20 protein-coding genes and 1 pseudogene are annotated in these 25,024 nt (G+C 61.3%); 13 read left to right on the top strand and 8 right to left on the bottom strand.

The annotated features are described in order from the left end of the window. The first annotated feature begins 9 nt into the window (after nt 1–9). The 5 genes from N436_RS18935 (at nt 10) to fdhA (ending at nt 6,443) form a co-directional block, all read left to right on the top strand. Nucleotides 10–345 (top strand): sarcosine oxidase subunit delta, encoded by a 336-nt coding sequence (locus N436_RS18935; protein ID WP_012270119.1) that lies wholly within the window; start codon nt 10–12, stop codon nt 343–345. Then, nucleotides 342–3,356 (top strand): sarcosine oxidase subunit alpha, encoded by a 3,015-nt coding sequence (locus N436_RS18930; protein ID WP_105947337.1) that lies wholly within the window; start codon nt 342–344, stop codon nt 3,354–3,356. Before N436_RS18935 ends, N436_RS18930 begins: the two co-directional genes overlap by 4 nt. A 77-nt stretch (nt 3,357–3,433) precedes the next feature. Beyond that, complete coding sequence (locus N436_RS18925) at nt 3,434–4,066, top strand: sarcosine oxidase subunit gamma (protein WP_089230330.1); 633 nt, start codon at nt 3,434–3,436, stop codon at nt 4,064–4,066. Nucleotides 4,067–4,078: 12 nt separating this feature from the next. Further along, nucleotides 4,079–4,936: a formyltetrahydrofolate deformylase gene (gene purU / locus N436_RS18920; protein ID WP_019096474.1), complete on the top strand. Its 858-nt coding sequence runs from the start codon at nt 4,079–4,081 to the stop codon at nt 4,934–4,936. 307 nt (nt 4,937–5,243) lie between these two features. Next, nucleotides 5,244–6,443 (top strand): formaldehyde dehydrogenase, glutathione-independent, encoded by a 1,200-nt coding sequence (gene fdhA / locus N436_RS18915; protein WP_012270123.1) that lies wholly within the window; start codon nt 5,244–5,246, stop codon nt 6,441–6,443. A gap of 156 nt (nt 6,444–6,599) precedes the next feature. Here fdhA and N436_RS28995 read toward each other — a convergent pair whose 3' ends face one another. After that, complete coding sequence (locus N436_RS28995; protein ID WP_371920917.1) at nt 6,600–7,604, bottom strand: RHS repeat-associated core domain-containing protein; 1,005 nt, start codon at nt 7,602–7,604, stop codon at nt 6,600–6,602. 210 nt (nt 7,605–7,814) lie between these two features. Here N436_RS28995 and N436_RS28990 point away from each other — a divergent pair, with 210 nt between their 5' ends. From N436_RS28990 to N436_RS28980, 3 genes and pseudogenes are all read left to right on the top strand, one after another. Next, nucleotides 7,815–8,135: a DUF2780 domain-containing protein gene (locus N436_RS28990; protein WP_371920916.1), complete on the top strand. Its 321-nt coding sequence runs from the start codon at nt 7,815–7,817 to the stop codon at nt 8,133–8,135. Nucleotides 8,136–8,153: 18 nt separating this feature from the next. Continuing rightward, a complete protein-coding gene (locus N436_RS28985; protein ID WP_371920919.1) occupies nt 8,154–8,216 on the top strand; it encodes a hypothetical protein in 63 nt (20 codons plus the stop codon). Beyond that, a pseudogene (locus N436_RS28980) lies at nt 8,189–8,338 on the top strand (DUF2780 domain-containing protein); the annotation flags it as partial. The gene N436_RS28985 and the pseudogene N436_RS28980, both read left to right, overlap by 28 nt. 140 nt (nt 8,339–8,478) lie before the next feature. Here N436_RS28980 and N436_RS18900 read toward each other — a convergent pair. Beyond that, nucleotides 8,479–9,426, bottom strand: a complete 948-nt coding sequence (locus N436_RS18900) for an RHS repeat-associated core domain-containing protein (RefSeq protein WP_110741715.1) — start codon at nt 9,424–9,426, stop codon at nt 8,479–8,481. 357 nt (nt 9,427–9,783) lie between these two features. Between N436_RS18900 and N436_RS18895 the strand changes: the two genes are divergently transcribed. Then, nucleotides 9,784–10,365 (top strand): DUF2780 domain-containing protein, encoded by a 582-nt coding sequence (locus N436_RS18895; RefSeq protein ID WP_110741714.1) that lies wholly within the window; start codon nt 9,784–9,786, stop codon nt 10,363–10,365. Nucleotides 10,366–10,487: 122 nt separating this feature from the next. Here the strand turns inward: N436_RS18895 and N436_RS18890 are convergent, their stop codons facing one another. Next, on the bottom strand, nt 10,488–11,375 hold the full coding sequence (locus tag N436_RS18890; protein WP_110741713.1) for an acyltransferase: 888 nt from the start codon (nt 11,373–11,375) through the stop codon (nt 10,488–10,490). Between the two features lie 182 nt (nt 11,376–11,557). Here N436_RS18890 and N436_RS18885 point away from each other — a divergent pair, with 182 nt between their 5' ends. From N436_RS18885 to creD, 4 genes are all read left to right on the top strand, one after another. Continuing rightward, a complete protein-coding gene (locus N436_RS18885; protein ID WP_019096441.1) occupies nt 11,558–12,058 on the top strand; it encodes an ATP-dependent zinc protease in 501 nt (166 codons plus the stop codon). A 103-nt stretch (nt 12,059–12,161) separates the two neighbouring features. Continuing rightward, nucleotides 12,162–12,842 (top strand): two-component system response regulator CreB, encoded by a 681-nt coding sequence (gene creB, locus N436_RS18880; RefSeq protein WP_105947331.1) that lies wholly within the window; start codon nt 12,162–12,164, stop codon nt 12,840–12,842. After that, entirely contained in the window at nt 12,842–14,275 is a 1,434-nt protein-coding gene (creC, locus tag N436_RS18875; protein WP_110741712.1) for a two-component system sensor histidine kinase CreC, read from the top strand. The genes creB and creC overlap by 1 nt, the downstream gene beginning before the upstream one ends. Before the next feature lie 198 nt (nt 14,276–14,473). Continuing rightward, nucleotides 14,474–15,802, top strand: a complete 1,329-nt coding sequence (creD, locus tag N436_RS18870; RefSeq protein WP_110741711.1) for a cell envelope integrity protein CreD — start codon at nt 14,474–14,476, stop codon at nt 15,800–15,802. A gap of 167 nt (nt 15,803–15,969) precedes the next feature. Here the strand turns inward: creD and N436_RS18860 are convergent, their stop codons facing one another. The 5 genes from N436_RS18860 to aceE all read right to left on the bottom strand — a co-directional run bounded on the left by N436_RS18860 (nt 15,970) and on the right by aceE (nt 24,721). After that, entirely contained in the window at nt 15,970–16,593 is a 624-nt protein-coding gene (locus tag N436_RS18860) for a glutathione S-transferase (RefSeq protein ID WP_027615926.1), read from the bottom strand. Nucleotides 16,594–16,596: 3 nt separating this feature from the next. After that, a complete protein-coding gene (gene msrA, locus N436_RS18855; protein ID WP_110741710.1) occupies nt 16,597–17,265 on the bottom strand; it encodes a peptide-methionine (S)-S-oxide reductase MsrA in 669 nt (222 codons plus the stop codon). 168 nt (nt 17,266–17,433) lie between these two features. After that, nucleotides 17,434–20,124, bottom strand: coding sequence for a bifunctional diguanylate cyclase/phosphodiesterase (locus tag N436_RS18850; RefSeq protein WP_110741709.1), 2,691 nt, complete (start codon nt 20,122–20,124; stop codon nt 17,434–17,436). 297 nt (nt 20,125–20,421) lie between these two features. After that, nucleotides 20,422–22,062, bottom strand: coding sequence for a dihydrolipoyllysine-residue acetyltransferase (gene aceF, locus N436_RS18845; protein ID WP_110741708.1), 1,641 nt, complete (start codon nt 22,060–22,062; stop codon nt 20,422–20,424). 13 nt (nt 22,063–22,075) lie between these two features. Next, the gene (gene aceE, locus N436_RS18840; protein ID WP_060499119.1) at nt 22,076–24,721 is read right to left on the bottom strand and encodes a pyruvate dehydrogenase (acetyl-transferring), homodimeric type; all 2,646 of its coding nucleotides are present in this window, start codon (nt 24,719–24,721) and stop codon (nt 22,076–22,078) included. Between the last annotated feature and the right edge of the window lie 303 nt (nt 24,722–25,024).

The raw sequence follows: 25,024 nt of genomic DNA, 5'->3' as shown, positions 1-25,024 counted from the left end.
GACACCGTCATGTTGCATATTTTCTGTCCCCACTGCGGCGAGCTGCGCTCCGAAGAAGAGTTCCACGCCTCTGGCCAGGCGCACATCGCCCGCCCGCTGGACCCTAACGCCTGCTCCGACGAGGAGTGGGGCACCTACATGTTCTACCGTGACAACCCACGCGGGATTCACCATGAACTGTGGGACCACGTTGCCGGCTGCCGCCAGTACTTCAACGTCACCCGCGACACCGTGACCTACGAGATTCTGGAAACCTACAAGATTGGCGAGAAGCCGCAAGTGACCGCCAACGGTAAAGCTGCAAACGCACCGTCGACCGTCAAAGGCCAAGGGGAAAAAGTATGAGCCAGACCTATCGCCTCGCCAGCGGCGGCCGTATCGACCGCAGCAAGGTCCTGAACTTCAGCTTCAACGGCAAGACCTACCAGGGTTATGCCGGTGACAGCCTGGCCGCCGCGTTGCTGGCCAACGGCGTCGACATCGTTGGCCGCAGCTTCAAGTACTCGCGCCCACGCGGCATCATCGCCTCGGGTACCGAAGAGCCGAACGCCATCCTGCAGATCGGTTCCAGCGAAGCCACCCAGATCCCCAACGTGCGTGCCACCCAGCAGGCGCTGTACGCAGGCCTTGTCGCCACCAGCACCAACGGCTGGCCGAACGTCAACAACGACGTCATGGGCATCCTTGGCAAGGTGGGCGGCAGCATGATGCCGCCGGGCTTCTACTACAAAACCTTCATGTACCCGAAATCGTTCTGGATGACGTACGAGAAGTACATCCGTAAAGCTGCCGGCCTGGGCCGTGCACCGCTGCAGAACGACCCGGACAGCTACGACTACATGAACCAGCACTGCGACGTGCTGATCGTCGGTGCCGGCCCTGCTGGCCTGGCTGCGGCACTGGCCGCTGCGCGCAGCGGTGCCCGTGTGATCCTGGCTGACGAGCAGGAAGAGTTCGGCGGCAGCCTGCTCGACACCCGCGAAACCCTCGACGGCAAGCCTGCCGCCGACTGGGTAAACGCCGTGGTCAAAGAGCTGGAAGGCCTGCCGGAAGTGACCCTGCTGCCACGCGCCACAGTCAACGGCTACCACGACCATAACTTCCTGACCATTCACGAGCGCCTCACCGACCACCTCGGCGACCGCGCCCCGATCGGCCAGGTACGCCACCGCGTGCACCGTGTACGCGCCAAGCGCGTGGTACTGGCTGCCGGCGCCCACGAGCGCCCGCTGGTGTACGGCAACAACGACGTACCGGGCAACATGCTGGCCGGTGCGGTGTCTACCTACGTTCGCCGCTACGGCGTGGCCCCAGGCCGCAAGCTGGTGCTGTCGACCAACAACGACCACGCCTATCGCGCCGCGCTGGACTGGCACGACGCCGGCCTGCAAGTGGTCGCCATTGCCGACGCCCGCCACAACCCACGTGGTTCGCTGGTTGAAGAGGCACGTGCCAAAGGCATTCGCATCCTTACCTCCAGCGCTGTGGTCGAAGCCAAAGGCAGCAAGCACGTCACTGGCGCCCGTGTGGCCGCCATCGATGTGCAGGCGCACAAAGTCACCAGCCCAGGCGAAACCCTCGAGTGCGACCTGATCGCAAGCTCCGGTGGCTACAGCCCGATCGTTCACCTGGCTTCGCACCTGGGCGGTCGCCCGGTATGGCGTGACGATATCCTCGGCTTCGTGCCGGGCGATGCGCCGCAAAAACGCGAATGCGTGGGTGGTATCAATGGCGTCTACGCCCTTGGCGACGTGATTGCCGATGGTTTCGAAGGCGGCGTACGCGCAGCCACCGAAGCAGGCTTCAAAGCCACTGTCGGCACCCTGCCAAAAACCGTTGCACGCAAGGAAGAGGCCACCGTGGCGCTGTTCCTGGTGCCGCACGACAAAGGCACCAAGGGGCCGAAGCAGTTCGTCGACCAACAGAACGACGTGACCGCCGCCGGTATCGAGCTGGCCACCCGCGAAGGCTTCGAGTCGGTCGAGCACGTCAAACGCTACACCGCGCTGGGCTTCGGTACCGACCAGGGCAAACTGGGCAACATCAACGGCCTGGCCATCGCCGCCCGTTCGATCGGCATCACCATCCCGGAAATGGGCACCACCATGTTCCGTCCCAACTACACGCCGGTCACCTTCGGCGCCGTAGCGGGGCGTCACTGTGGTCACCTGTTCGAGCCCGTTCGCTTCACCGCCCTGCATGCCTGGCACGTGAAGAACGGCGCCGAGTTCGAAGACGTCGGCCAGTGGAAGCGCCCGTGGTACTTCCCGAAAGCCGGTGAAGACATCCATGCCGCCGTGGCCCGTGAATGCAAGGCCGTGCGCGACAGCGTGGGCCTGCTGGACGCCTCCACCCTGGGCAAGATCGACATCCAGGGCCCGGACGCGCGCGAATTCCTCAACCGCATCTACACCAACGCCTGGACCAAGCTCGACGTGGGCAAGGCCCGCTACGGCCTGATGTGCAAGGAAGACGGCATGGTCTTCGACGACGGCGTAACCGCCTGCGTTGGCGACAACCACTTCATCATGACCACCACCACCGGCGGTGCCGCCCGCGTGCTGCAGTGGATGGAGCTGTACCACCAGACCGAATGGCCAGAGCTGAAGGTGTACTTCACCTCGGTCACCGACCACTGGGCCACCATGACCCTGTCCGGCCCCAACAGCCGCAAGCTGCTGAGCGAGCTGACCGACATCGACATGGACAAGGAAGCCTTCCCGTTCATGACCTGGAAGGAAGGCAACGTGGGCGGCGTGCCAGCCCGTGTGTTCCGAATCTCGTTCACCGGTGAGCTGTCGTACGAAGTGAACGTGCAGGCCAACTACGCCATGGGCGTGCTGGAACAGATCATCGAGGCCGGCAAGAAGTACAACCTGACCCCGTACGGCACCGAGACCATGCACGTACTGCGTGCCGAGAAGGGCTTCATCATCGTTGGCCAGGACACCGACGGTTCGATGAACCCGGACGACCTGAACATGAGCTGGTGCGTGGGCCGCAACAAGCCGTTCTCGTGGATCGGCCTGCGTGGCATGAACCGTGAAGACTGCGTGCGCGAGAACCGCAAGCAACTGGTAGGCCTGAAGCCGGTCGACCCGACCAAGTGGCTGCCGGAAGGTGCCCAGCTGGTGTTCGACCCGAAACAGCCGATCCCGATGGACATGGTTGGCCACGTGACCTCCAGCTACGCGTCCAACTCCCTGGGCTATTCGTTCGCCATGGGCGTGGTCAAAGGCGGCCTCAAGCGCATGGGCGAGCGGGTGTTCTCGCCGCAGGCGGATGGCAGCGTGATCGAGGCGGAGATCGTGTCTTCGGTGTTCTTCGATCCGAAGGGTGAGCGGCAGAACGTCTAAAGGCCCCCGGATAGCGGCGCAGCCCAAAACCCGGTGCTGCGCTGCCCTGACGAACAAGAATTCAAGGCAGGTAAGAAATGAGCGCTATCAACGTCTTCCAGCAAAACCCCGGCGCCGAGGCCAAGGCCCAGTCGCCACTGCACCACGCCGACCTGGCCAGCCTGGTTGGCAAAGGCCGCAAGAACGCAGGCGTGACCCTGCGTGAACGCAAGTTCCTTGGTCACCTCACCCTTCGCGGCGATGGCCACAACCCGGAATTCGCCGCAGGCGTGCACAAGGCCTTGGGCCTGGAACTGCCGGTGGCCCTGACCGTGGTCGCCAACAACGACATGTCGCTGCAATGGGTCGGCCCGGATGAATGGCTGCTGATCGTACCCGGTGGCCAGGAACTGGCGGTCGAGCAAAAGCTGCGTGCAGCCCTTGAAGGCCAGCACATCCAGGTGGTGAACGTGAGCGGCGGGCAAAGCCTGCTGGAACTGCGCGGCCCGAATGTGCGTGAAGTGCTGATGAAGTCCACCAGCTATGATGTTCACCCGAACAACTTCCCGGTGGGCAAGGCTGTGGGTACCGTGTTTGCCAAGTCGCAACTGGTGATCCGCCGCACCGCCGAAGACACCTGGGAACTGGTGATTCGCCGCAGCTTCTCCGACTACTGGTGGCTGTGGCTGCAGGACGCTTCGGCCGAGTACGGCTTGAGCATCGAAGCCTAAGGAGCGCAGAACATGAGTCGGGCACCGGATACCTGGATTCTCACCGCCGACTGCCCGAGCATGCTCGGCACCGTCGACGTGGTGACGCGTTACCTCTTCGAGCAGCGCTGCTACGTGACGGAGCACCACTCCTTCGATGACCGGCAGTCGGGGCGCTTCTTCATTCGCGTGGAGTTCCGCCAGCCGGATGATTTCGACGAGGCGGGCTTCCGGGCCGGCCTTGCCGAGCGCAGCGAAGCGTTCGGCATGACGTTTGAGCTGACCGCACCGAATCACCGCCCCAAGGTGGTGATCATGGTGTCCAAGGCTGACCACTGCCTGAACGATCTGCTGTATCGCCAGCGCATCGGCCAGTTGGGTATGGACGTGGTTGCGGTGGTGTCCAACCACCCCGACCTGGAACCGCTGGCCCAGTGGCACAAGATTCCTTACTACCACTTCGCGCTCGACCCCAAGGACAAGCCTGGGCAAGAGCGCAAGGTGCTGCAAGTGATCGAGGAAACCGGCGCCGAGCTGGTCATCCTTGCCCGTTACATGCAGGTGCTGTCGCCCGAGCTGTGCCGGCGCCTGGATGGTTGGGCGATCAACATTCACCACTCGTTGTTGCCGGGGTTCAAGGGTGCCAAGCCTTATCACCAGGCTTACAACAAGGGCGTGAAGATGGTCGGCGCGACTGCGCATTACATCAACAACGACCTGGACGAAGGGCCAATCATTGCCCAGGGCGTTGAAGTGGTGGACCACAGCCATTACCCCGAAGACCTGATTGCCAAAGGGCGCGATATCGAGTGCCTGACCCTGGCGCGGGCAGTGGGTTATCACATCGAGCGGCGGGTGTTCCTTAACGCTAACCGGACGGTCGTTCTCTAGCGTCTGTACCGGCCTCTTCGCGGGCACGCCCGCTCCCACAGGTATTGCGCTGGACCTGAGGGCGGCGCAGTACCTGTGGGAGCGGGCGTGCCCGCGAAGAGGCCGGTACAGGCTGCCACCTCTGTTACTTTCCTCCATACCCTCCAACGACACCCCTGCCGCTAAAAGGCATCTCCCTGTCGCTCCCAGTCAGTGCATCCCGCCGTATCCGGCCCACAATTCCCTGCATTCCAGAAACACATGCCGCCCATGGATGGCGGCGCGTTCAACCACCGCTGCATAAATACAAATCAAGCGAGGTAAGAGCATGTCTGGCAATCGTGGAGTGGTATATCTCGGCGCCGGCAAGGTCGAGGTGCAGAAGATCGACTACCCGAAAATGCAGGACCCGCGCGGCAAGAAAATCGAGCACGGCGTGATCCTGAAGGTGGTCTCCACCAACATCTGCGGCTCCGACCAGCACATGGTCCGCGGCCGCACCACTGCCCAGGTCGGCCTGGTCCTGGGCCACGAAATCACCGGTGAAATCGTCGAGAAGGGCAGCGACGTCGAGCGCATGCAGATCGGCGACCTGGTGTCGGTACCGTTCAACGTCGCCTGCGGCCGCTGCCGCTCCTGCAAAGAGATGCACACCGGCGTGTGCCTCACCGTCAACCCGGCCCGCGCCGGCGGTGCCTACGGCTACGTCGACATGGGTGACTGGACCGGTGGCCAGGCGGAATACGTGCTGGTGCCATACGCCGACTTCAACCTGCTGAAACTGCCCGAGCGCGACAAGGCCATGGAAAAGATCCGTGACCTGACCTGCCTGTCCGACATTCTGCCTACCGGCTACCACGGCGCCGTCACTGCTGGCGTAGGCCCTGGCAGCACCGTTTACGTCGCGGGCGCTGGCCCGGTCGGCCTGGCTGCCGCTGCCTCGGCTCGCCTGCTGGGCGCCGCCTGCGTCATCGTCGGCGATCTCAACCCCGCCCGCCTGGCCCACGCCAAGTCGCAGGGCTTTGAAGTGGTCGACCTGTCCAAGGATACTCCGCTGCACGAGCAGATCGTCGATATCCTCGGTGAGCCTGAAGTGGACTGCGCCGTTGACGCTGTAGGCTTTGAGGCCCGTGGCCATGGCCATGAAGGCGCCAAGCACGAAGCCCCGGCCACCGTGCTGAACTCGCTGATGCAAGTGACCCGTGTAGCCGGCAGCATCGGTATCCCGGGCCTGTACGTGACCGAAGACCCGGGTGCGGTGGATGCCGCCGCCAAGATCGGTGCGTTGAGCATTCGCTTTGGCCTGGGTTGGGCGAAGTCACACAGCTTCCACACCGGGCAGACTCCGACCATGAAGTACAACCGTCAGCTGATGCAGGCGATTATGTGGGACCGGATTAACATTGCCGAAGTGGTGGGCGTGCAGGTGATTAACCTGGATCAGGCGCCGGAAGGGTATGGCGAGTTTGATGCGGGGGTGCCGAAGAAGTTTGTGATTGACCCGCATAAGATGTGGGGGGCGGCGTAATCAGCGTCTCTTAACAAGAGCCCCTCAAGTCGAGGGGCTTTTTTACGGGTGCCAGATAAAGCGCGGCCCACGCACATGATTACGCTCTAATCCATTATGTTGCTCTCTCATGCGCCACATATTGACTTGATGGGTTTTCTGAAGAGCCAGCACATCTTAACGACGACGATCTCGCCAGCGAAATAAACCACCGTCTGAATACAGGGATAGGGGGCGTTCAGACGAAGACTGGGCATGCCTCAGGAAGCTTTCGCTTCTGCGAATACCAGCGTTTTGTACTGACAAGTGCCTTCGGTTCGCTTGAGCCCCGGCGCGGGGGATTTGTGAGAATGTGAGTAAGTCTTGAGCTACGTCGCTTGTGGTGTTATTGATCCACGCAGCAATATCCTCAGAAACTCTCCCGGTAGGTTCTCGATTAGGGTTGCTAGTCGAAAGTTGGCCGCTGGGTCCAGCGCTTGAAGGTGGTGGTCGATGTGGAAGAGGGGGGGCACTTTCAGTACTAGAATATGAGTCAATGCTGGCATAGTCAGAAGATATACTGTTTCTAGAACTTCGAGAGTCAAGACTTGCGTATGTCAACGCTCCAGAGTGTTCAGATGCCGCCCGGCTCACGGGCATCGAGTTTGGTTTAGCAACCTTGGTAGCGGTTCCTGGACGCCTCAGACCAAGCCTGTTACCTATCCCTTTTAATAGTCTTAAAAAAACCCCCGACTGTCCGGTTGGATCAGCTTTGTTTACAGGGTCACCTTCGCAATAAGCGTATGCATTTAAACCTCCCGCTTCGAATGGGCTGAAGTTATCAGCGCTGTGAAAGCGGAAAAGTACTGGGTTGAAAACTCTGTAGCCTAGGCCCAGCAAGTAATTTTGTGTCTGTGGATCAATAGTTTCACCGTTGAAGCCATATATGGTTTTAGGTGATGGGAGTGAAGGGGAGTAACCGTAGGGCGCGTAGTTAAGGTATTGGATGTTTATGTCGTCGTGCACTTGGGAGATTGATCTATTTTCATCGGCCGCTAATATCTTCCACCTGTTACTGCTGGCTTGTTCTGCTAATGGCTGATCCGTAATTCGGAAGGCTCTTCGGGTTTGACCATCGGTGTGTGCAGTAACCAGTTTGTCGAGCTGGTAGAAATATTTCGTTGATGTAGGTGCTCGGTTCATCGGTTGGGCCCCGTCGTTGATGCGATGCATGTTCACCGTTACAAAACTCAGTATCCGGGTGATATACAAAAGTGGCTACTGGCAGAAATGACAGGACGGAGCAGCTGGCTCGACCCAGAACTTCGCTGACAATCGGCCGGGAACGAACCCCTGAAAACCGAGTCAAACGCCTCGTTTCCCTGGCCATTCCGGCCTACGAGGTTCTCCCCGATGAAAGCATTCACCCTTGCAACCCTGATGACCTTGGCCGCAAGCCCGGTGTTCGCCTTCAACCTCAGCGATGCCGCCAACGTCGTGTCGGGCATGCAAAACCAGAAACAGAGCCAGCAAGCCCAGGTACAGGCCCCCGAGGCGCAGGCCAATCTGCCCAACACCTTGGGCAGCGAACTGAAGATCACCCCAGAGCAGGCAGTAGGTGGGGCGGGCGCAATGCTGGGGCTAGCGCGCAATAACCTGAGCAGCGAGGACTATGGTCAACTGACCAATGCGGCGCCGGGGCTGGACCTGCTGGCCGGGGCCAATGGGCCTTGAGCAGCGCGCTGGGCAGCAATGTGGAAAACCGCAGCGACCTGGACACTGCGTTCAAGGCGTTGGGTATGGATACCGGGATGATCGGGCAGTTTGCGCCGTTGATTCTGCAGTACCTGGGGCAGCAGGGGATTGCCGGGTCGTTGTTGCAGAATCCGGGTAGCTTGTGGACGACGCCGGCGCCGTTGGTTCAGTCGTCAGTCTGAGGGACTTGTAGCGCCAGTAATGACCCTGTCGCCGGCCTCCGACGTGGCGCTTCATCAGTGAGGCTGGATTACCCGCGAAAAGACCCGCACATACAAACCATCTACAGTTACGGGCCATCGAGTGCGCCTTTGCGGGAGGGTTATTTACCTTGTCTTAAGCCGCTTTGTTCATCGCTTAGGCTCCTATCGTTCTCGGTATGATCTTGCCGTTTACGACGGCCGAATACAGGGTCCTTAGCTGGCGGTTTAGTCTCGGCCAGGTATGAATTTATTCTTGTATTTTTACCTTCGTGAAAATTTAATGCTTCCGCTGCGTTATTTAATATGTTCACTGAGCGATTTACTGTGTCGGGAATTGTTGCTTCGGAAGTGTACTTACTTATTCCGGTCAGCTTGCGTATGCCTTTATTGTAAAGTGCATCAGCTGTAGTCGCGTAGTGGTTGGCGTTTTTTCTCGCCAACTTCCCGAATTTTGCTCGTTGGCTATCTGCAAGTGTCAGTTCTGCTGTCTGCTCCTTGAGTTTTTGTGTTATCGCTGCTAAAGATGCAGCCCGTTGATTTACCTTCTGTTGTGGAGTTCTAGAAAAAGGAGTAAATTTCCGTGTCCGAAGCCATGACCAAGAAGAATGTCCGTCAGGGTCAGCGTTGTTGATAGGGTCGCCTAGACAATAGGCGTAAGCGTTTAAGCCCCCTGCGTCGAAAGGGCTTAGGCTGTCTGCAGAATGGAAGCGCATCAGCACTGGACTGAATGCACGATAGCCATTACCGAGCAAGTAGCTCGCTAAAAATGAGGTAAGGCTTTCGCCATTGAAACCAGAGACAGTACGCTGTGAGGGAAGGGACGAGGTGTGCCCGTAAGCTGCGTAGCAGTGTAACTCGGGCTTGTCTTCTCCTTTACTACTCACCCTGATTACAGATCCCATTGTGTCTGTTGTCAGCAATTCAGAGCTGGATGGGTTATCAGTACTCTGTTCTGCGAAGAGTTGTTCTGCAGAGCGGAAGACTCTACGGCCTTGTGAACCAATGAAGAAATTGACTAGCTTGGAGTTCTCGTAAAAAAAAGTTGTGTTAGTAGCTTTCTTCTTCATTGGTTCGACTCCGTTAATGGTAGATGGTTGGGTGTACGTCCAACCTAAGCAGCATCAGTATTCAATCAATCAGCGCCTACCGCTACTGGCAGAAATGACAGGTGCGTAAGTATTTCAGGTGATGATCGAGGCGCTGCTGGGGTGCGCCAGGCATCTGGTGCGCTACGGGATAGGAAGGGCAATCACAGACTCCACTGAGTGCATTGGCCAAGGCGATCAAGGATGACATTGAGATGCCCCAATCAGGGTTGATTGACAGTTGTACGCCCGCCCCGATGTTCGGCCCGGAACCAACCTTTCAACCCTCAGTCAAATGCCTCGTTTCCCCGGCCATCCCGGCCCACGAGGTCCCTCCCGATGAAAGCATTCACCCTGGCAACCCTGATGACCCTGGCCGCAAGCCCGGTGTTCGCCTTCAACCTCAGCGATGCCGCCAATGCCGTTTCGGCGATGCAGAACCAGAATCAGAACCAGCAAGCCCAGGTGCAGGCGCCCGAGGCGCAGGCCAATTTGCTCAATACTTTGGGTAGCGAACTCAAGATCACCCCCGAGCAGGCCGTGGGTGGGGTAGGGGCGATGCTGGGGCTGGCGCGCAATAACCTGAGCAGCGAGGACTATGGCCAACTGACCAAGGCGGTACCGGGGCTGGACCTGCTGGCCGGGGCCAATGCGCTGGGCGGGCTGAGTGGGCTGGGTGGGTTACTGGGCAAGAACAGCGAAAGCCAGTCGGCGTTGAGCAACGCGCTGGGCAGCAACGTGGAAAACCGCAGCGACCTGGACACTGCGTTCAAGGCGCTGGGGATGGATACCGGGATGATCGGGCAGTTTGCGCCGTTGATTCTGCAATACCTGGGGCAGCAGGGGATTGCCGGGTCGTTGTTGCAGAATCTGGGTAGCTTGTGGACGACGCCGGCGCCGTTGGTTCAGCCGTCAGTCTAAGATTTTTGTAGCGCCAGAGCGGGCCCTATCGCCGGCAAGCCAGCTCCCACAGGACGCTCACAGGCCTGAGCCCTGTGCAGCTCCTGTGGGAGCTGGCTTGCCGGCGATAGGGCCATTACAGCTCATCCCATCTCGGCCCGCAGTTGCTCGATCCGCTGGTCCTTCTCTACCCAAAGCTGATTCACCCAGGCCTGCACGGTCTGGCGGAAAGCCGGGTCATTCTCGTAATCCCCCGCCCACAACGCCGGGTCCAGTTCACGCACCTGAATGTCGATAATCACCCGGCTAATGCTGCCATTGAGCAATGCCCAGAACCCCGGCGCCTTGTTGCCGGGGTACACGATGGTCACGTCCAGCAAGGCATCCAGCTGTTCACCCAACGCTGCCAGCACAAACGCCACGCCCCCAGCCTTGGGCTTGAGCAGGTAGCGATACGGCGACTGCTGTTCCTGGCGCTTGGCCTCGGTGAACCGCGTGCCTTCGAGGTAGTTGACCACGGTCACCGGCTGGCGCTTGAACAGCTCGCAGGCGGCCTTGGTGATCTCCAGGTCCTTGCCCTTGAGTTCCGGGTGCTTCTCAAGGAAGGCCTTGCTGTAGCGCTTCATGAACGGGTAATCCAGCCCCCACCAGGCCAGGCCCAGCAGTGGTACCCAGATCAATTCCTTCTTCAGGAAGAACTTGAAGAACGGTGTGCGGCGGTTGAGGCTTTCGATCAGCGCGGGGATATCGACCCAGGTCTGGTGGTTGCTCACGGCCAGGTACGAGGTGTCTTTGCGCAGGTTCTCGACGCCGCGAATGTCCCATTGGGTAGGGATGCACAAGGCGAAGATCGCCTTGTCGATTTCCGACCAAGTTTCGGCCACCCACATCACCGCCCACGACGCATAGTCGCGGCCACGGCCCGGCAACACCAGTTTGAGCAGGGCGAAGACCAGCAGCGGGCAGATCAACACCACGGTATTGAGCAGCAGCAGGGTGGTAGTGAGAATGCCGGTCAGCAGGCGACGCATAAAGAGACTCTTGTTGTGGGAGATAAACGGTTGGCAATGATAAGCAGCGCCGTGGCCTACGCCAAATGTCCAATGCCCGACGGCAGGGACAAATGTTTCACAACATGTTGGTTAACCTTGTGACAGCGAACCTATCCTGCCCGTGCAGTCTAAGTACTGACCCCTCTCAAGGAAGCCTGCCTGTGAAACCTCTGCTTGCCCTGTTGTCGTTGTTGGCACTGCCGGTAATGGCCGCCGAGCCTACGATCTATGGCCGTTACGAGAACATCACCCTGCCCGAACTGGGCGAAACCCTTAAAGCCAAGATGGACACCGGTGCCTTCACCGCTTCGCTGTCGGCCAAGGACATCGAACTGTTCACCCGTGATGGCGAGGAATGGGTGCGCTTCCGCCTGGCCACGAAAGACTCGGACGGCAAGGTGTACGAGCACAAGGTATCGCGCATCAGCAAGATCAAGGGCCGCGCCGATGAAGAGGAAGAAGGCGATGCGCCGGAAATCTCCAAGCGCCCGGTGGTGGACCTGGAGCTGTGCCTGGGTGACGTGAAGCGCACCGTGGAGGTGAACCTGGTGGACCGCAGCAGCTTCAACTACCCGCTGCTGGTGGGTTCCAAGGCCCTGCGCGAGTTCAAGGCTGCCGTGAACCCCGCCAAGAAGTTTACTGCTGGCAAGCCTGACTGCTAAGCAGCTGCAAGCCCTTAGCTGCAAGCTGCAAGTGAGAACAGATCAGTGTAAGTTCACCTGATCCGCTTTTACTTGAAGCTTGCAGCTTGAGGCTTGTAGCTCGATGCCCCATATCCTCATCGTCGAAGACGAAGCCGCCATCGCCGACACCTTGGTCTATGCCCTTCAGGCAGACGGCCATAGCACCGAATGGGTGACCTTGGGCAGCGCCGCCCTCGACCAGCAACGCCAGCGCCCGGCCGACCTGATCATCCTCGACATCGGCCTGCCCGACATCAGTGGCTTCGAAACCTGCCGCCAGTTGCGCCGTTTCACCGAGGTGCCGGTGATGTTCCTCAGTGCCCGCGACGGTGAGATCGACCGGGTGGTAGGCCTGGAAATCGGTGCCGACGACTACGTGGTCAAACCCTTCAGCCCGCGCGAAGTGGCCGCACGGGTACGCGCGATCCTCAAGCGCATGGCGCCCCGGGCCGAGCCTGCCACCGATACTTCGCTGTTCCAGCTCGACACCCTGCGCATGCAGATCACGTACCGTGGCCAGCCACTCACCCTGACCCGCCACGAGTTCCGTCTGCTGCAATCCCTGCTGGAACAACCGCAGCGGGTGTTCAGCCGCGAACAGTTGCTCGACGCCTTGGGCGTGGCCTCCGATGTGGGCTACGAGCGCACCATCGACAGCCATATCAAGAGCCTGCGCGCGAAACTGCGCCAGGTAGCGGGCGACGCCGAGCCGATCCAGACCCACCGCGGCCTCGGCTACAGCTACAGCCCGGACCATGCCTGATGCGCCTGGGCATCCGGATTTTCCTGGTGTACTTCCTGTTCGTCGGGTTGGCGGGCTACTTTTTGCTCAATACCGTGCGCGAACAGATTCGTCCGGTGGTGCGCCAGTCGTCTGAAGAAACACTGGTAGACACCGCCAACCTGCTGGCCGAGATCCTGCGTGATGACGTCAAGGCCGGTACCCTGAACCAAAGCCATCTGCCCGAAGTGCTCAAGGCCTATGGCACGCGTAGCCCAGGCGCGCAAATCTGGGGCCTGGCCAAAACCCAGGTCAGCCACCGCATCTATGTCACCGATGCCAAGGGTATCGTGCTACTGGATTCCACCGGCGAGGCCCTGGGCAAGGACTATTCGCAGTGGAATGACGTGCTGAAGACCCTGCGTGGCGAGTACGGCGCCCGCTCGACCCGCAGCGACCCGAGCGATGAAAGCACCTCAGTGATGCATGTGGCTGCACCGATCGTGGATGAGAGCAAGGTCATCGGCGTGGTCACCGTGGCCAAGCCCAACAGCTCGCTGCAACCGTACATCGACCGCTCCGAACAGCGTTTGCTTACCCTGGGCCTCGGACTGATCGGGCTTGGCCTGCTGATCGGTGCAGCGTTGTCGTGGTGGTTGTCGCGCTCGTTGCGTCGGCTGGCTCGTTATGCGCAGGCTGTGAGCGAAGGCGAGCGTGCTGCGTTACCCCATTACAAGGGCGGCGAGCTGGCGCATTTGGCCCAGGCCGTGGAACGCATGCGCACGCAGCTGGAGGGCAAGGCCTATGTCGAGCGTTACGTGCATACCCTGACCCACGAGCTGAAAAGCCCGCTGGCGGCCATTCGCGGGGCGTCCGAGCTGTTGCAGGACGAGATGCCGGCCGACCAGCGCGCGCGGTTTGCCGGCAATATCGAGCGTGAGAGCGAACGCTTGCAGCAGATGGTCGAGCGCCTGCTCAACCTGGCCCGGGTCGAGCAGATGCAGGCGCTGGAAGACGAGCAGCAGGTGGCACTGGCGGCGCTGGTGGACGAGTTGTTGTTGGCCCATGCGGCGCGCATCGACGGGGCCAGTCTGCACGTGCGTCAGCGGGTGCCTGCCGGGTTGCGTTTGCTGTGTGATCCGTTCCTGATGCGCCAGGCGCTGGCCAACCTGCTGGATAACGCGCTGGACTTCACCCCCGAAGGGGGGGCGCTGCTGTTCGATCTTGAACGTGATGGCGAGCGGGTGGCGTTGAGCCTGTTCAACCAAGGGCAGGCGATACCGGCGTATGCCATCGGGCGGGTCAGCGAGCGGTTCTACTCGCTGCCGCGGCCAGGAAGTGGGCGCAAGAGCACCGGGCTGGGGCTGAACTTTGTGGCTGAAGTGATGCAGCTGCATGGTGGGGCGTTGGCGGTGGATAACGTCGATGGTGGGGTGCGGGTGAGGTTGTGGCTGCCGGTGCGGCGTATCAGCTGAGATAGCCGGGGCTGCTTTGCAGCCTATCGCCGGCAAGCCAGCTGCCACAGGTACAGCGCCAGGCTTGAAAGCTGTGGAGGCCTGTAGGAGCTGGCTTGCCGGCGATGAGGCCCTTGAAAGTACACACGATCTCCACACAACCTCCCTGAAGCCTCCACGCAAGGCGCAGACACTGCGCCCACTGCCACAGGAGGCCCCATGACCAAGACCCTCGGTTACAAACTCGGCATGATCGCCGTGCTCATAGTGCTGCTGCTCATCCCGTTGCTGCTGATCAACGGCCTGATCGATGAGCGTCAGGCCCTGCGCGACGACGTACTGCGCGACATCGCGCAAAGTGCCAGCTTCGACCAGCAGCTCAGCGGCCCGCTGCTGGTGGTGCCGTACCGCAAGTACCAGCGCCGCTGGATCGAAAAGGATGGCGAGCGTACTCAGGAAACCAGCACTGTTGCCGGCCACCTGTACTTCCTGCCGGAAACCTTTGACGCCGACCTGGGTGTGGACACCGAACTGCGTGCCCGAGGTATCTACCAGGCCCGCCTGTTCCACGCCAAAGGCCGCATCAGCGGCCGTTTCAAGCTCCCGGAGCGCTGGGGCATCGACAAGGACTTCGACGATTACCGCTTCGACAAGCCGTTCCTGGTGGTGGGCATCAGCGATATCCGCGGCATCGAGAACGGCCTGGAACTGAGCATGGATGAGCAAAAGGTGCCGTTCGAGGCCGGTACCCGGCTCGACTGGATGCGCGGCGGCGTGCATGCCAGCCTGCCAGCGTTGGACGGCCTGCAGGCGCGGGAATTCAGCTACGGCTTCGATCTGGCGCTGCAAGGCACTGGCCAGTTGCACATCGTGCCCGTGGGCCGCACCAGCAGCGTGGACATGCGCGCCAACTGGCCGCATCCAAGCTTCGTCGGCAGCTACCTGCCCAACCGCCGCGACATCGATGCCCAGGGCTTCAGCGCCCATTGGCAGACTTCGTTCTTTGCCACCAACCTTGAAGACGCCCTGCGCCAATGCGCCATTGCCGGGCAGTGCGCCGACTTCAGTGAACGCAGCTTCGGCGTGAGCTTTGTCGACCCGGTGGACCAGTACCTGAAAAGCGAACGGGCGATTAAATACGCGCTGTTGTTCATTGCGCTGACCTTTGCCGGCTTCTTCCTGTTCGAAGTGCTGAAAAACCTGAGCGTACACCCGGTGCAGTACATCCTGGTGGGGGTGGCACTGGCGTTCTTTTACCTGTTGTTGCTGTCGTTGTCCGAGCACATCGGGTTCGGCCTGGCGTATGGGTTGTCGGCCTCGGCGTGCGTGCTGCTGATCGGCTTTTACCTCAGCCATGTGCTGCGCAGCCTGGCGCGAGGGGTTGGCTTTGCGGCGGGGTTGGCGGCGTTGTATGCGCTGCTCTACGGGCTGCTGAGCGCCGAGGATTATGCGCTGCTGATGGGCTCGCTGCTGTGCTTTGGCTTGCTGGGGGTGTTCATGGTGCTGACCCGGCGGCTGGACTGGGCGCGGGTGGGGAGGGCGGCATGAGGGAGGACAGAGAGATTGGGCGGTGGTTGGCCCAGAGGGTCGGGCAGCTGTTTCCTGTTGTACCTAGGTGAGGCCTTCGCGGGCATGCCCGCTCCCACAGGTACGGCGCACATCTTGAAATTGGCGCCATACCCTGTGGGAGCGGGCGTGCCCGCGAAGAGGCCCTGTCAGGCCACTGGAGAGGTAGCGACCATCGACGGTCGCTTGGCCACCTCGGCATACCACGCCGCCAACCCAGGCTGGCGCTCACGCCAGCCAAACTCCGGCTGACGCAAATCCAGATACCCCAGCGCACAAGCCACGCCAATTGCCGCCAGGTCGAACCCGGACATCAGCTCGGGCAAATGCTCCTGCTCCAGGTTGGCCAGGCTACGGCGGATCTTGTCGCCCTGCGCCTGCAACCAGCCATCCCAGCGTTTGTCTTCGGGCCGCAGGAAGCTTTCATAGCGCGACGACACCGCCGCATCCATGATCGCATCGGCCTGCGACACCAGCGTCATGCGCCGCCAGCGCGCCGAGCCCTCTCGCGGCAACAGCGGCAGGCCGACGTGTTGCAGGTCGAGGTACTCGCAGATCACCCGGCTGTCATGCAGCACGGTGCCGTCTTCCAGGCGCAGGGCCGGGATCTTGCCGATCGGGTTGTCCTGGTTGAGCTGCGGGTCGCCGCTTACCGGGCTGATGTTCACCGGCTGCAGTTGCACCCGCTCAAGCTGGCCGGTCTCATGCAACACCACCATGACCTTGCGCACGAAAGGCGACAACGGCGAGTGGAACAGGGTCATCGTGCTCATGCTTCAATTGCCCTGCAGGCTGGGTGGCAGGCATACACCGGTGCCGCCGATGCCGCAGTAGCCGTCCGGGTTCTTGGCCAGGTACTGCTGGTGGTAGGCCTCGGCAAAGTACACGGTCGGCGCCTGGTCGATTTCAGTGGTGATTTCACCAAAGGCGGCCTTGCTCAGTTCGGCCTGGAAGGCGTCGCGGCTGGCCTTGGCCTGTTCCAGCTGTTCCGGGCTGGTGCAGTAGATGGCCGAGCGGTACTGGGTGCCGACGTCGTTGCCCTGGCGCATGCCCTGAGTGGGGTTGTGCAGCTCCCAGAACATGGCCAGCAGCTCGCGGTAGCTGACTTTGTCCTTGTCGAACACCACCAGCACCACCTCGGTGTGGCCGGTCAGGCCCGAGCAGACTTCTTCGTAGGTAGGGTTTGGGGTGAAGCCGCCGGCGTAGCCGACCACGGTGCTGACCACGCCCTCGCGCTGCCAGAAGCGGCGCTCGGCGCCCCAGAAGCAACCCAGGCCGAAGATGGCAAAGTCGATGGCGCCTTCAAAGAACGGGCCGAGCAGCGGGGTGCCTTCGAACACGTAGTGGAACTCGGGCAGGGTCATTGGCGTTTCGCGGCCAGGCAGCGCCTGTTCCGCAGTTGGCATGACGTTTTTGTTCACCAGGATTTCCGAACGCAGGACCATGGCCGTTCCTCTGTGTTTATTCAGTTGGATAGGTGGTGGGGCCATCGCCGGCAAGCCAGCTCCCACAGGGATACCACAGGTCTGGAAATCTGTGCGGTCCCTGTGGGAGCTGGCTTGCCGGCGATAGGGCCCGAATGGTCTCTATAGTGCCCGAGGTTTGAGCTGCTGTCAGGCCACCGGGCCACGCGGATAGCGTTTCAGTCGCTCAGCCAGCTCCCGCCCCGGAATCGGCCGGTCGAACAGGTAACCCTGGCCCACGTCGCAACGGTGCCGGCGCAGAAACGCCAGCTGCTCCGGCGTCTCGATCCCTTCAGCCACCACCTTCAACTTGAGGTTATGCGCCATGGCCACCACCGCCGAGGTAATTTCCATGTCGTCCTGGTTGTCGGGGATCTCATTGATGAAGCTGCGGTCGATCTTGAGAATGTCGATCGGAAACTTCTTCAGGTAGCTCAGCGACGAGTAACCGGTGCCGAAGTCGTCCATGGCCAGGGTCAGGCCCAGGGCTTTCAACTCGTCCAGCTGGCGGTGGGTATCTTCGGAGGCTTCCAGCAGCAGGCCTTCGGTCAGTTCCAGCTCCAGCAGGTGCGGGGGCAGGGCTTCTTCCTTGAGGATGGTGCTGATAGAGGCTACCAGGTCGGGGTCGGAAAACTGCTTGGGCGAGAGGTTGATCGCTACGTGCAGGTTGCCCAGGCCGGCCTCGCGCAGTTGCTGGCTCATGCTGCATGACTGGCGTATCACCCATTTGCCAATGGGAATGATCAGGCCGGTTTCTTCTGCCACGCTGATGAACTGGTCCGGGCGGATCATGCCGCGCTCGGGGTGGTTCCAGCGCAACAGCGCTTCCAGCCCCAGCAGGCGACCGCTGCGCAGGCAGATCTTGGGCTGGTAGAAGACTTCCAGCTCGTTCTGGGTAAGGGCACGGCGCAGGTTGTTCTCGACGAACAGCTTGTAGCTGGCTTCGGCATTGAGCACTTCGGTAAACACCTGCACCTGATGCTTGCCGTTGGCCTTGGCCTTGTGCAACGCCAGGCCGGCGTTCTTCATCAGGCTGGCCGGGTCAGCGCCGTGCAGCGGTGCGTAGGCCAGGCCCACCGAGGCCGTGACGTTGATCAACTGGTTGTCGACGAACATCGGCTTGTCGAGGGTGCGCAGCAATTGTTGAGCAACGCCCTGGCCATCTTCCAGGCTGGTGTCGTCAAGCAATACCGCGAACTCGTTACTGGCAAAGCGCGCCAGGATACCGCCGGTGTGCAAGCTGTTGCGCAGGCGGCGGGCCAGGCTGATCAGCAGCTTGTCGCCGGTCTGGTGGCCAAGGCTGTCGTTGATGCGCTTGAAGTTGTCGATGTCCACCAGCAGCAGGCACATCGCGCTTTCGCCATCGCGGGCAAAGCACTCGTCCAGGCTGCGGATGAACGCCGGGCGGTTGCCCAGGTTGGTCAGGTTATCGGTGTAGGCCAGTCTTTCGATGCGCTGCTGGGCCAGCTTGGTCTGGGTGACGTCTTCGTAGATGCCGATGTAGTGGGTCAGCTCACGGTTATCGCCGTACACCTTGGAAATCGACAATTGGCCCCAGTAGGGCTCCAGGTTCTTGCGCCGGCTCTTGAACTCGCCTTGCCAGCTGTTGCCCATGGCCAGGCTCGACGGCGAGTCGAACAGCAATTCGCTGAGGTTCTCCAATGCCGGCAGCTCACCCAGGTGGCGGCCTTGCACTTCTTCGGTGCTGTATTGGGTGATGGCGGTGAAACTCGGGTTGACGTACTCCACCCGGCCATCGCAGTTCACCAGCAAAAAGGCGCTGGCGCTTTGCTCGACGGCACGCTGGAACAGGTGCAATGCGCTGGCCGCAGTGCGCCGGTTGTGGTTGGTGATGACCTGGGCGAACTGGTCGGCCAGCTCACCTGCAAAGGCAATCTCGTCCGACTGCCAGGCCCGTGGCTGGCCGGTCTGCTCCAGGCACAGCACGCCGACTACCTGGCCATCGACACGGATACTGGCGTCGAGCATGGCCTTGTTTTCCGGGCGCAGGCTTTGCGCCAGGGCGCGGGTGCGCGGGTCGTGGCCGGCGTTGTGGGCGTCGATGGCGCGGCTGGCATGCAGCGCGTCGAGGTAGTCGGGGAAGCGGCTGGCATCGATGGCTTCGGGCTGGCGATGCTCTTGTGCATCGCGGTACCAGGCGGTGATCGGTTCCAGGCGCTGGTCGTCCAGGTGCCAGATGCTGGCGCTGTCGACCTTGTAGATTTCGCAGGCGCTGCGGGTAATCAGCTGGGCAGCTTCCAGCAGCGAGTTACCGGCACTGTAGCGCTGGCGAGCCAGGCGCAGGATCAGGTCCTGCTGGCCGCGCACGCGCTCCAGGTGTTCCAGCTGCTCTTGCTGGGCGCGCTGGTTCAGTTGCAGGGCCAGCTGCAGGCGGTTGTTGCGTGACTCAAGGTCGCTGGGGTCGGCTTCGCCGGTATCGTCCTGCTGGTCATCGAGCACGCTCAGGTAGCCGCGCAACAGCTGGCGGTTATGCTGCTTGTAGGCTTCACCCACCTCCAGCAGGCGCAGCGAGGCGCTGGGCGTGTGCAGGGTGTAGCGCACGCGGTAGTACCCGCGCTGGGCCAGTTGCAGTTGGACCTCGTCGTGCAGCCGGTAGCGAACTTCGGGTTCCATCAGGCTGGCGTAGGGTGCGTCTACCAAGGCACACAGGTCGCCGGCGTGCAGGCCGAACTGGCGCTCGCAGGCCGGGTCCAGGTAGAGCATGGCCCAGGTGGCTTCGTTGAGCCGTTCGAAACGCAGCATGCCGAGCCGCGAGGGCACGGGTAACGGCGTGACGACCTCGGCCGCCACACGGCTGGCGGCATCGGGTTGGCTTTTCATCGAAGACTCGCTTGAAGAGGGAACGCGGCCTTGCGGCGGCGGCAGATTCGGCAAGGTTGCATCATGTCCCGAGGGCTGGCAAGCGGCCATGCGTGATGCTGTGTACGGGTTATCGGCTGTTGGGCCGGAAATGTTAGTTCACCTTGAGAATTTTGGCGCCTGGGAAACCGAGCGCCGCCCAGGCGCTGAAACTCTACCGGCGGACAAAAAAAAGCCCCGCCAATCGACGGGGTTGAGGTACGAGCGTGGCAGCTCGAAAAGGGTACTGCCCCTCGCAAGGAGGGGCAGCGGGCTGCCTTACAGCAGCATGGTGCGGATATCGCCCAGCACGTCGCCCAGGCGCTTGGTGAAGCGCGCGGCGGCTGCGCCGTTGATCACACGGTGATCGTAGGACAGCGACAGTGGCAGCATCAGCTTAGGCTGGAAGGCCTTGCCATCCCACACTGGCTGCATGGTCGCCTTGGAGACGCCCAGGATAGCCACTTCCGGCGCGTTGACGATCGGCGTGAAGCCGGTGCCGCCAATGTGGCCGAGGCTGGAGATGGTGAAGCAGGCGCCTTGCATCTCGTCGGCCGACAGCTTCTTGGTGCGGGCTTTTTCGGCCAGCGCAGCCGCTTCGGCAGCCAGTTGCAGCAGGCTCTTCTGGTCGACGTTCTTGATCACAGGGACCAGCAGGCCGTCCGGGGTGTCCACGGCGAAGCCGATGTGCACGTACTTCTTGCGGATGATGGCCTTGCCGCTTGGCGCCAGCGAGCTGTTGAAGTCTGGCAGTTCCTTGAGCAGGAAAGCACAGGCCTTGAGCAGCAGTGGCAGCACGGTCAGCTTCACGCCAGCCTTCTCGGCCACGGCCTTCTGCGCAACGCGGAAGGCTTCCAGCTCGGTGATGTCGGCGGAGTCGAACTGGGTCACGTGCGGCACGTTCAGCCAGCTGCGATGCAGGTTGGCAGCACCGACCTGCATCAGGCGGGTCAGGGCCACTTCTTCCACTTCACCGAACTTGCTGAAGTCCACGGCAGGGATCGGCGGGATGCCGGCGCCGCCGGTTGCACCGGCTGCTGCCGGAGCTTCCTTGGCCTTCTGCATCATCGCTTTGACGTAAACCTGCACGTCTTCTTTCAGAATGCGGCCGTGCGGACCGGTGGCGGCAACAGCGCCCAGGTCGACACCAAATTCACGGGCCAGCTGACGAACGGCTGGGCCTGCGTGAACCTTGGCGTTGCTGCCTGCGGCCGGTGCGGTAGCAGCCGGTGCCGGGGCAGCAGCCGGGGCAGCAGCGGCAGGTGCGGCTGCCGGAGCAGCCTCAGCCTTGGCTGGCGCCGGGGCAGCAGCAGGGGCCGGAGCGGCAGCCGGGGCTGCGCCAGCGACCTTCAGCTTGAAGATCAGGTCGCCAGTGCCGACTTCGTCTTCCAGCTTGCACAGCACTTCTTCGACCACGCCAGCAGCTGGCGACGGGATTTCCATGGAGGCCTTGTCGGACTCCAGGGTAATCAGCGACTGGTCGGCTTCGACGGTGTCGCCGACTTTGACCAGCACTTCGATGATCTTGGCCTTGCCCGACGAGCCGATGTCCGGCACGTGGATGTCCTGCACGCTGGCGGCAGCCGGGGCTGCGGCTGGCGCAGGGGCAGCTTCGGCTGCAGGCGCTGGGGCAGCAGCCGGGGCCGCAGCTGCAGCGGCCGGAGCCTCAGGGGCCGCAGCAGCGGCGCCCTCGGCTTCCAGAACCAGCAGCTCGTCGCCTTCTTTCAGGCGGTCGCCCAGCTTGACCTTCAGTTCCTTGATGACGCCGGCCTTGGGGGCCGGGATTTCCATGGAGGCCTTGTCAGACTCCAGGGTCAGCAGGCTCTGGTCAGCCTCGATACGGTCACCGACCTTGACGAACAGCTCGATGATTTCACCTTCACCGCTGCCGATGTCAGGTACGCGAATGAGTTCGCTCACTTAAAAATACTCCTCAGCAGTCCAGTGGGTTGCGCTTGTCCGGGTCGATACCGAACTTGACGATAGCGTCTGCAACAACCTTGGGTTCGATCTCGCCACGGTCAGCCAGGGCTTCCAGGGCAGCCAGCACCACGAAGTGGCGGTCGACTTCGAAGAAGTGACGCAGCTTCTTGCGGCTGTCGCTGCGACCGTAACCGTCGGTACCCAGGACCTTGAACTCTTTGCTCGGCACCCACTGGCGAATCTGTTCGGCGAACAGCTTCATGTAGTCGGTAGAGGCGATGACCGGGCCTTTGCGACCGTTCAGGCACTGCTCGACATAGGTCTGCTGTGGCTTCTGGCCAGGCTTCAGGCGGTTGGCGCGTTCTACGGCCAGGCCGTCGCGGCGCAGTTCGTTGAAGCTGGTGACGCTCCACACGTCGGCACCGACGTTGAACTCTTCACGCAGGATCTTCGCGGCTTCGCGGACTTCGCGCAGGATGGTGCCGGAGCCCATCAGCTGTACGTGGTGCGCGGCTTCGCGGGTGTCTTCTTCCAGCAGGTACATGCCCTTGATGATGCCTTCCTCGACACCGGCCGGCATGGCTGGCTGCTGGTAGGATTCGTTCATCACGGTGATGTAGTAGAAGATGTCCTGTTGCTCTTCGGTCATCTTCTTCATGCCGTCCTGGATGATCACCGCCAGCTCGTAGCCGTAGGTTGGATCGTAGGTGCGGCAGTTCGGGATGGTGCCCGCCATCATGTGGCTGTGACCGTCTTCGTGCTGCAGGCCTTCACCGTTCAGGGTGGTACGGCCGGCGGTACCGCCGATCAGGAAGCCGCGGGTGCGGCTGTCGCCAGCGGCCCAGGCCAGGTCGCCAATGCGCTGGAAGCCGAACATCGAGTAGAAGATGTAGAACGGCAGCATCGGCTGGTTGTGGCAGCTGTACGAGGTACCGGCAGCGATGAACGACGACATGGCGCCGGCTTCGTTGATGCCTTCCTCGAGGATCTGGCCCTTCTTGTCTTCGCGGTAGAACATCACCTGGTCTTTGTCGACTGGCTCGTAGAGCTGGCCGACCGACGAGTAGATGCCCAGCTGGCGGAACATGCCTTCCATACCGAAGGTACGGGCTTCGTCCGGGATGATCGGGACGATGCGCTGGCCGATTTCCTTGTCCTTGACCAGCTGCGCCAGAATGCGCACGAAGGCCATGGTGGTGGAGATTTCGCGGTCGCCCGAGCCGTCCAGGATCGCTTTCAGCGTTTCCAGTGGCGGGGTCGGTACGCTGAAGCTCTTGGCACGGCGCTGTGGCACGAAACCGCCCAGGGCAGCACGGCGCTCGGCCAGGTACTTGGCTTCGGCAGAACCTTCTTCCGGCTTGAAGAACGGCAGGTTTTCGAGGTCGGCATCCTTGACCGGGATGTCGAAGCGGTCACGGAAGTGACGCAGGCTGTCGACGTCGACCTTCTTGGTGTTGTGCGCGGTGTTCTTGGCTTCGCCGGCACCGGTACCGTAACCCTTGATGGTCTTGGCCAGAATGACGGTAGGCTGGTCTTTGTGGTTGACCGCCTGGTGGTACGCCGCGTAGACCTTGTACGGGTCGTGGCCGCCACGGTTGAGCTTCCAGATCTCGTCGTCGGACAGGTCTTCGACCATGGCCTTGAGCTCTGGGGTGTTGAAGAAGTTTTCACGAACGTACGCGCCATCTTTGGCTTTGTAGTTCTGGTATTCGCCGTCGATGACTTCGTCCATGCGGCGCTGCAGGGCACCGTCGGTGTCCTTGGCGAACAGTGGGTCCCAGAAGCGGCCCCAGACAACCTTGTTGACGTTCCAGCCACCGCCACGGAACACGCCTTCGAGTTCCTGGATGATCTTGCCGTTGCCGCGAACCGGGCCGTCGAGGCGCTGCAGGTTGCAGTTGATGACGAAGATCAGGTTGTCCAGCTTCTCGCGGCCGGCCAGGGCGATTGCGCCCAGGGATTCCGGCTCGTCACACTCGCCGTCGCCCATGAAGCACCAGACTTTCTGCTTGCCGGCCGGGATGTAACCGCGCGCTTCCAGGTATTTCATGAAGCGTGCCTGGTAGATGGCCTGGATCGGGCCCAGACCCATCGATACGGTCGGGAACTGCCAGAAGTCAGGCATCAGCCATGGGTGCGGGTACGAAGACAGGCCGTTGCCGTCCACTTCCTGACGGAAGTTGTTCATCTGGTCTTCGTTGATGCGGCCTTCCATGAAGGCGCGGGCGTAGATGCCTGGGGAGGCGTGGCCCTGGAAGAAGATCAGGTCGCCGCCGTGTTCTTCGGTCGGGGCCTGGAAGAAGTAGTTGAAGCCGATGTCGTACAGGGTGGCACTGGAGGCGAAGCTGGAGATGTGTCCGCCCAGGTCCGAGTCTTTCAGGTTGGTGCGCATGACCATGGCCAGGGCGTTCCAACGCACCATCGAGCGAATGCGGCGTTCCATGAACAGGTCGCCAGGCATGCGTGCTTCGTGGGTGACAGGGATGGTGTTGCGGTATGGCGTGGTGATCGCATACGGCAGCTGGGAGCCACTACGGGTGGCCAGCTCGCCCATACGGGTCATCAGGTAATGAGCGCGGTCTTCGCCTTCTTTGTCGAGGACCGACTCCAGGGCATCCAGCCATTCCTGGGTTTCGATTGGATCGAGGTCTTGCATGGCTTGCTCCAGGGCGGAAAGGCAACCAGAATCGATTGCCTGAAGTTGCGACTGGCCTTATGGGCAGACGTCGTGAATTCTTGGATTACCGGGGTGTCTTCCGGCGCGTTGTAGTTTTACTACATTTGCTTTCGCATTTCATGCTTTTACACGACACGAGTAGTAGTAAAACTACATTTGTGCGACGTTTGGTCGCACCTTGGCTTGTGAGGAAAAACGTTCATGTTGGTTGGCATTGTGTCGCGAACGGGTGGTTCTTGATGATTGTTGCCAAGTTTTCGTTTTTTTCAGCTATTTCCAACT

The sequence above is a fragment of the Pseudomonas sp. RV120224-01b genome (genome assembly GCF_003208145.1).
Classification (GTDB): Bacteria; Pseudomonadota; Gammaproteobacteria; order Pseudomonadales; family Pseudomonadaceae; genus Aquipseudomonas; species Aquipseudomonas monteilii.
The sequence above is the reverse complement of the archived record's forward strand: the minus strand, read 5'-3'. Positions and strand labels throughout refer to the sequence as shown.

Excerpts from the sequence above, each read along its gene's own strand:
- N436_RS18935 (WP_012270119.1), top strand. The coding sequence starts at position 10 with ATGTTGCATATTTTCTGTCCCCACTGCGGCGAGCTGCGCTCCGAAGAA.
- N436_RS18930 (WP_105947337.1), top strand. The coding sequence starts at position 342 with ATGAGCCAGACCTATCGCCTCGCCAGCGGCGGCCGTATCGACCGCAGC.
- N436_RS18925 (WP_089230330.1), top strand. The coding sequence starts at position 3,434 with ATGAGCGCTATCAACGTCTTCCAGCAAAACCCCGGCGCCGAGGCCAAG.
- purU (WP_019096474.1), top strand. The coding sequence starts at position 4,079 with ATGAGTCGGGCACCGGATACCTGGATTCTCACCGCCGACTGCCCGAGC.
- fdhA (WP_012270123.1), top strand. The coding sequence starts at position 5,244 with ATGTCTGGCAATCGTGGAGTGGTATATCTCGGCGCCGGCAAGGTCGAG.
- N436_RS28995 (WP_371920917.1), bottom strand. The coding sequence starts at position 7,604 with ATGAACCGAGCACCTACATCAACGAAATATTTCTACCAGCTCGACAAA.
- N436_RS28990 (WP_371920916.1), top strand. The coding sequence starts at position 7,815 with ATGAAAGCATTCACCCTTGCAACCCTGATGACCTTGGCCGCAAGCCCG.
- N436_RS18900 (WP_110741715.1), bottom strand. The coding sequence starts at position 9,426 with ATGAAGAAGAAAGCTACTAACACAACTTTTTTTTACGAGAACTCCAAG.
- N436_RS18895 (WP_110741714.1), top strand. The coding sequence starts at position 9,784 with ATGAAAGCATTCACCCTGGCAACCCTGATGACCCTGGCCGCAAGCCCG.
- N436_RS18890 (WP_110741713.1), bottom strand. The coding sequence starts at position 11,375 with ATGCGTCGCCTGCTGACCGGCATTCTCACTACCACCCTGCTGCTGCTC.
- creB (WP_105947331.1), top strand. The coding sequence starts at position 12,162 with ATGCCCCATATCCTCATCGTCGAAGACGAAGCCGCCATCGCCGACACC.
- creC (WP_110741712.1), top strand. The coding sequence starts at position 12,842 with ATGCGCCTGGGCATCCGGATTTTCCTGGTGTACTTCCTGTTCGTCGGG.
- creD (WP_110741711.1), top strand. The coding sequence starts at position 14,474 with ATGACCAAGACCCTCGGTTACAAACTCGGCATGATCGCCGTGCTCATA.
- N436_RS18860 (WP_027615926.1), bottom strand. The coding sequence starts at position 16,593 with ATGAGCACGATGACCCTGTTCCACTCGCCGTTGTCGCCTTTCGTGCGC.
- msrA (WP_110741710.1), bottom strand. The coding sequence starts at position 17,265 with ATGGTCCTGCGTTCGGAAATCCTGGTGAACAAAAACGTCATGCCAACT.
- N436_RS18850 (WP_110741709.1), bottom strand. The coding sequence starts at position 20,124 with ATGAAAAGCCAACCCGATGCCGCCAGCCGTGTGGCGGCCGAGGTCGTC.
- aceE (WP_060499119.1), bottom strand. The coding sequence starts at position 24,721 with ATGCAAGACCTCGATCCAATCGAAACCCAGGAATGGCTGGATGCCCTG.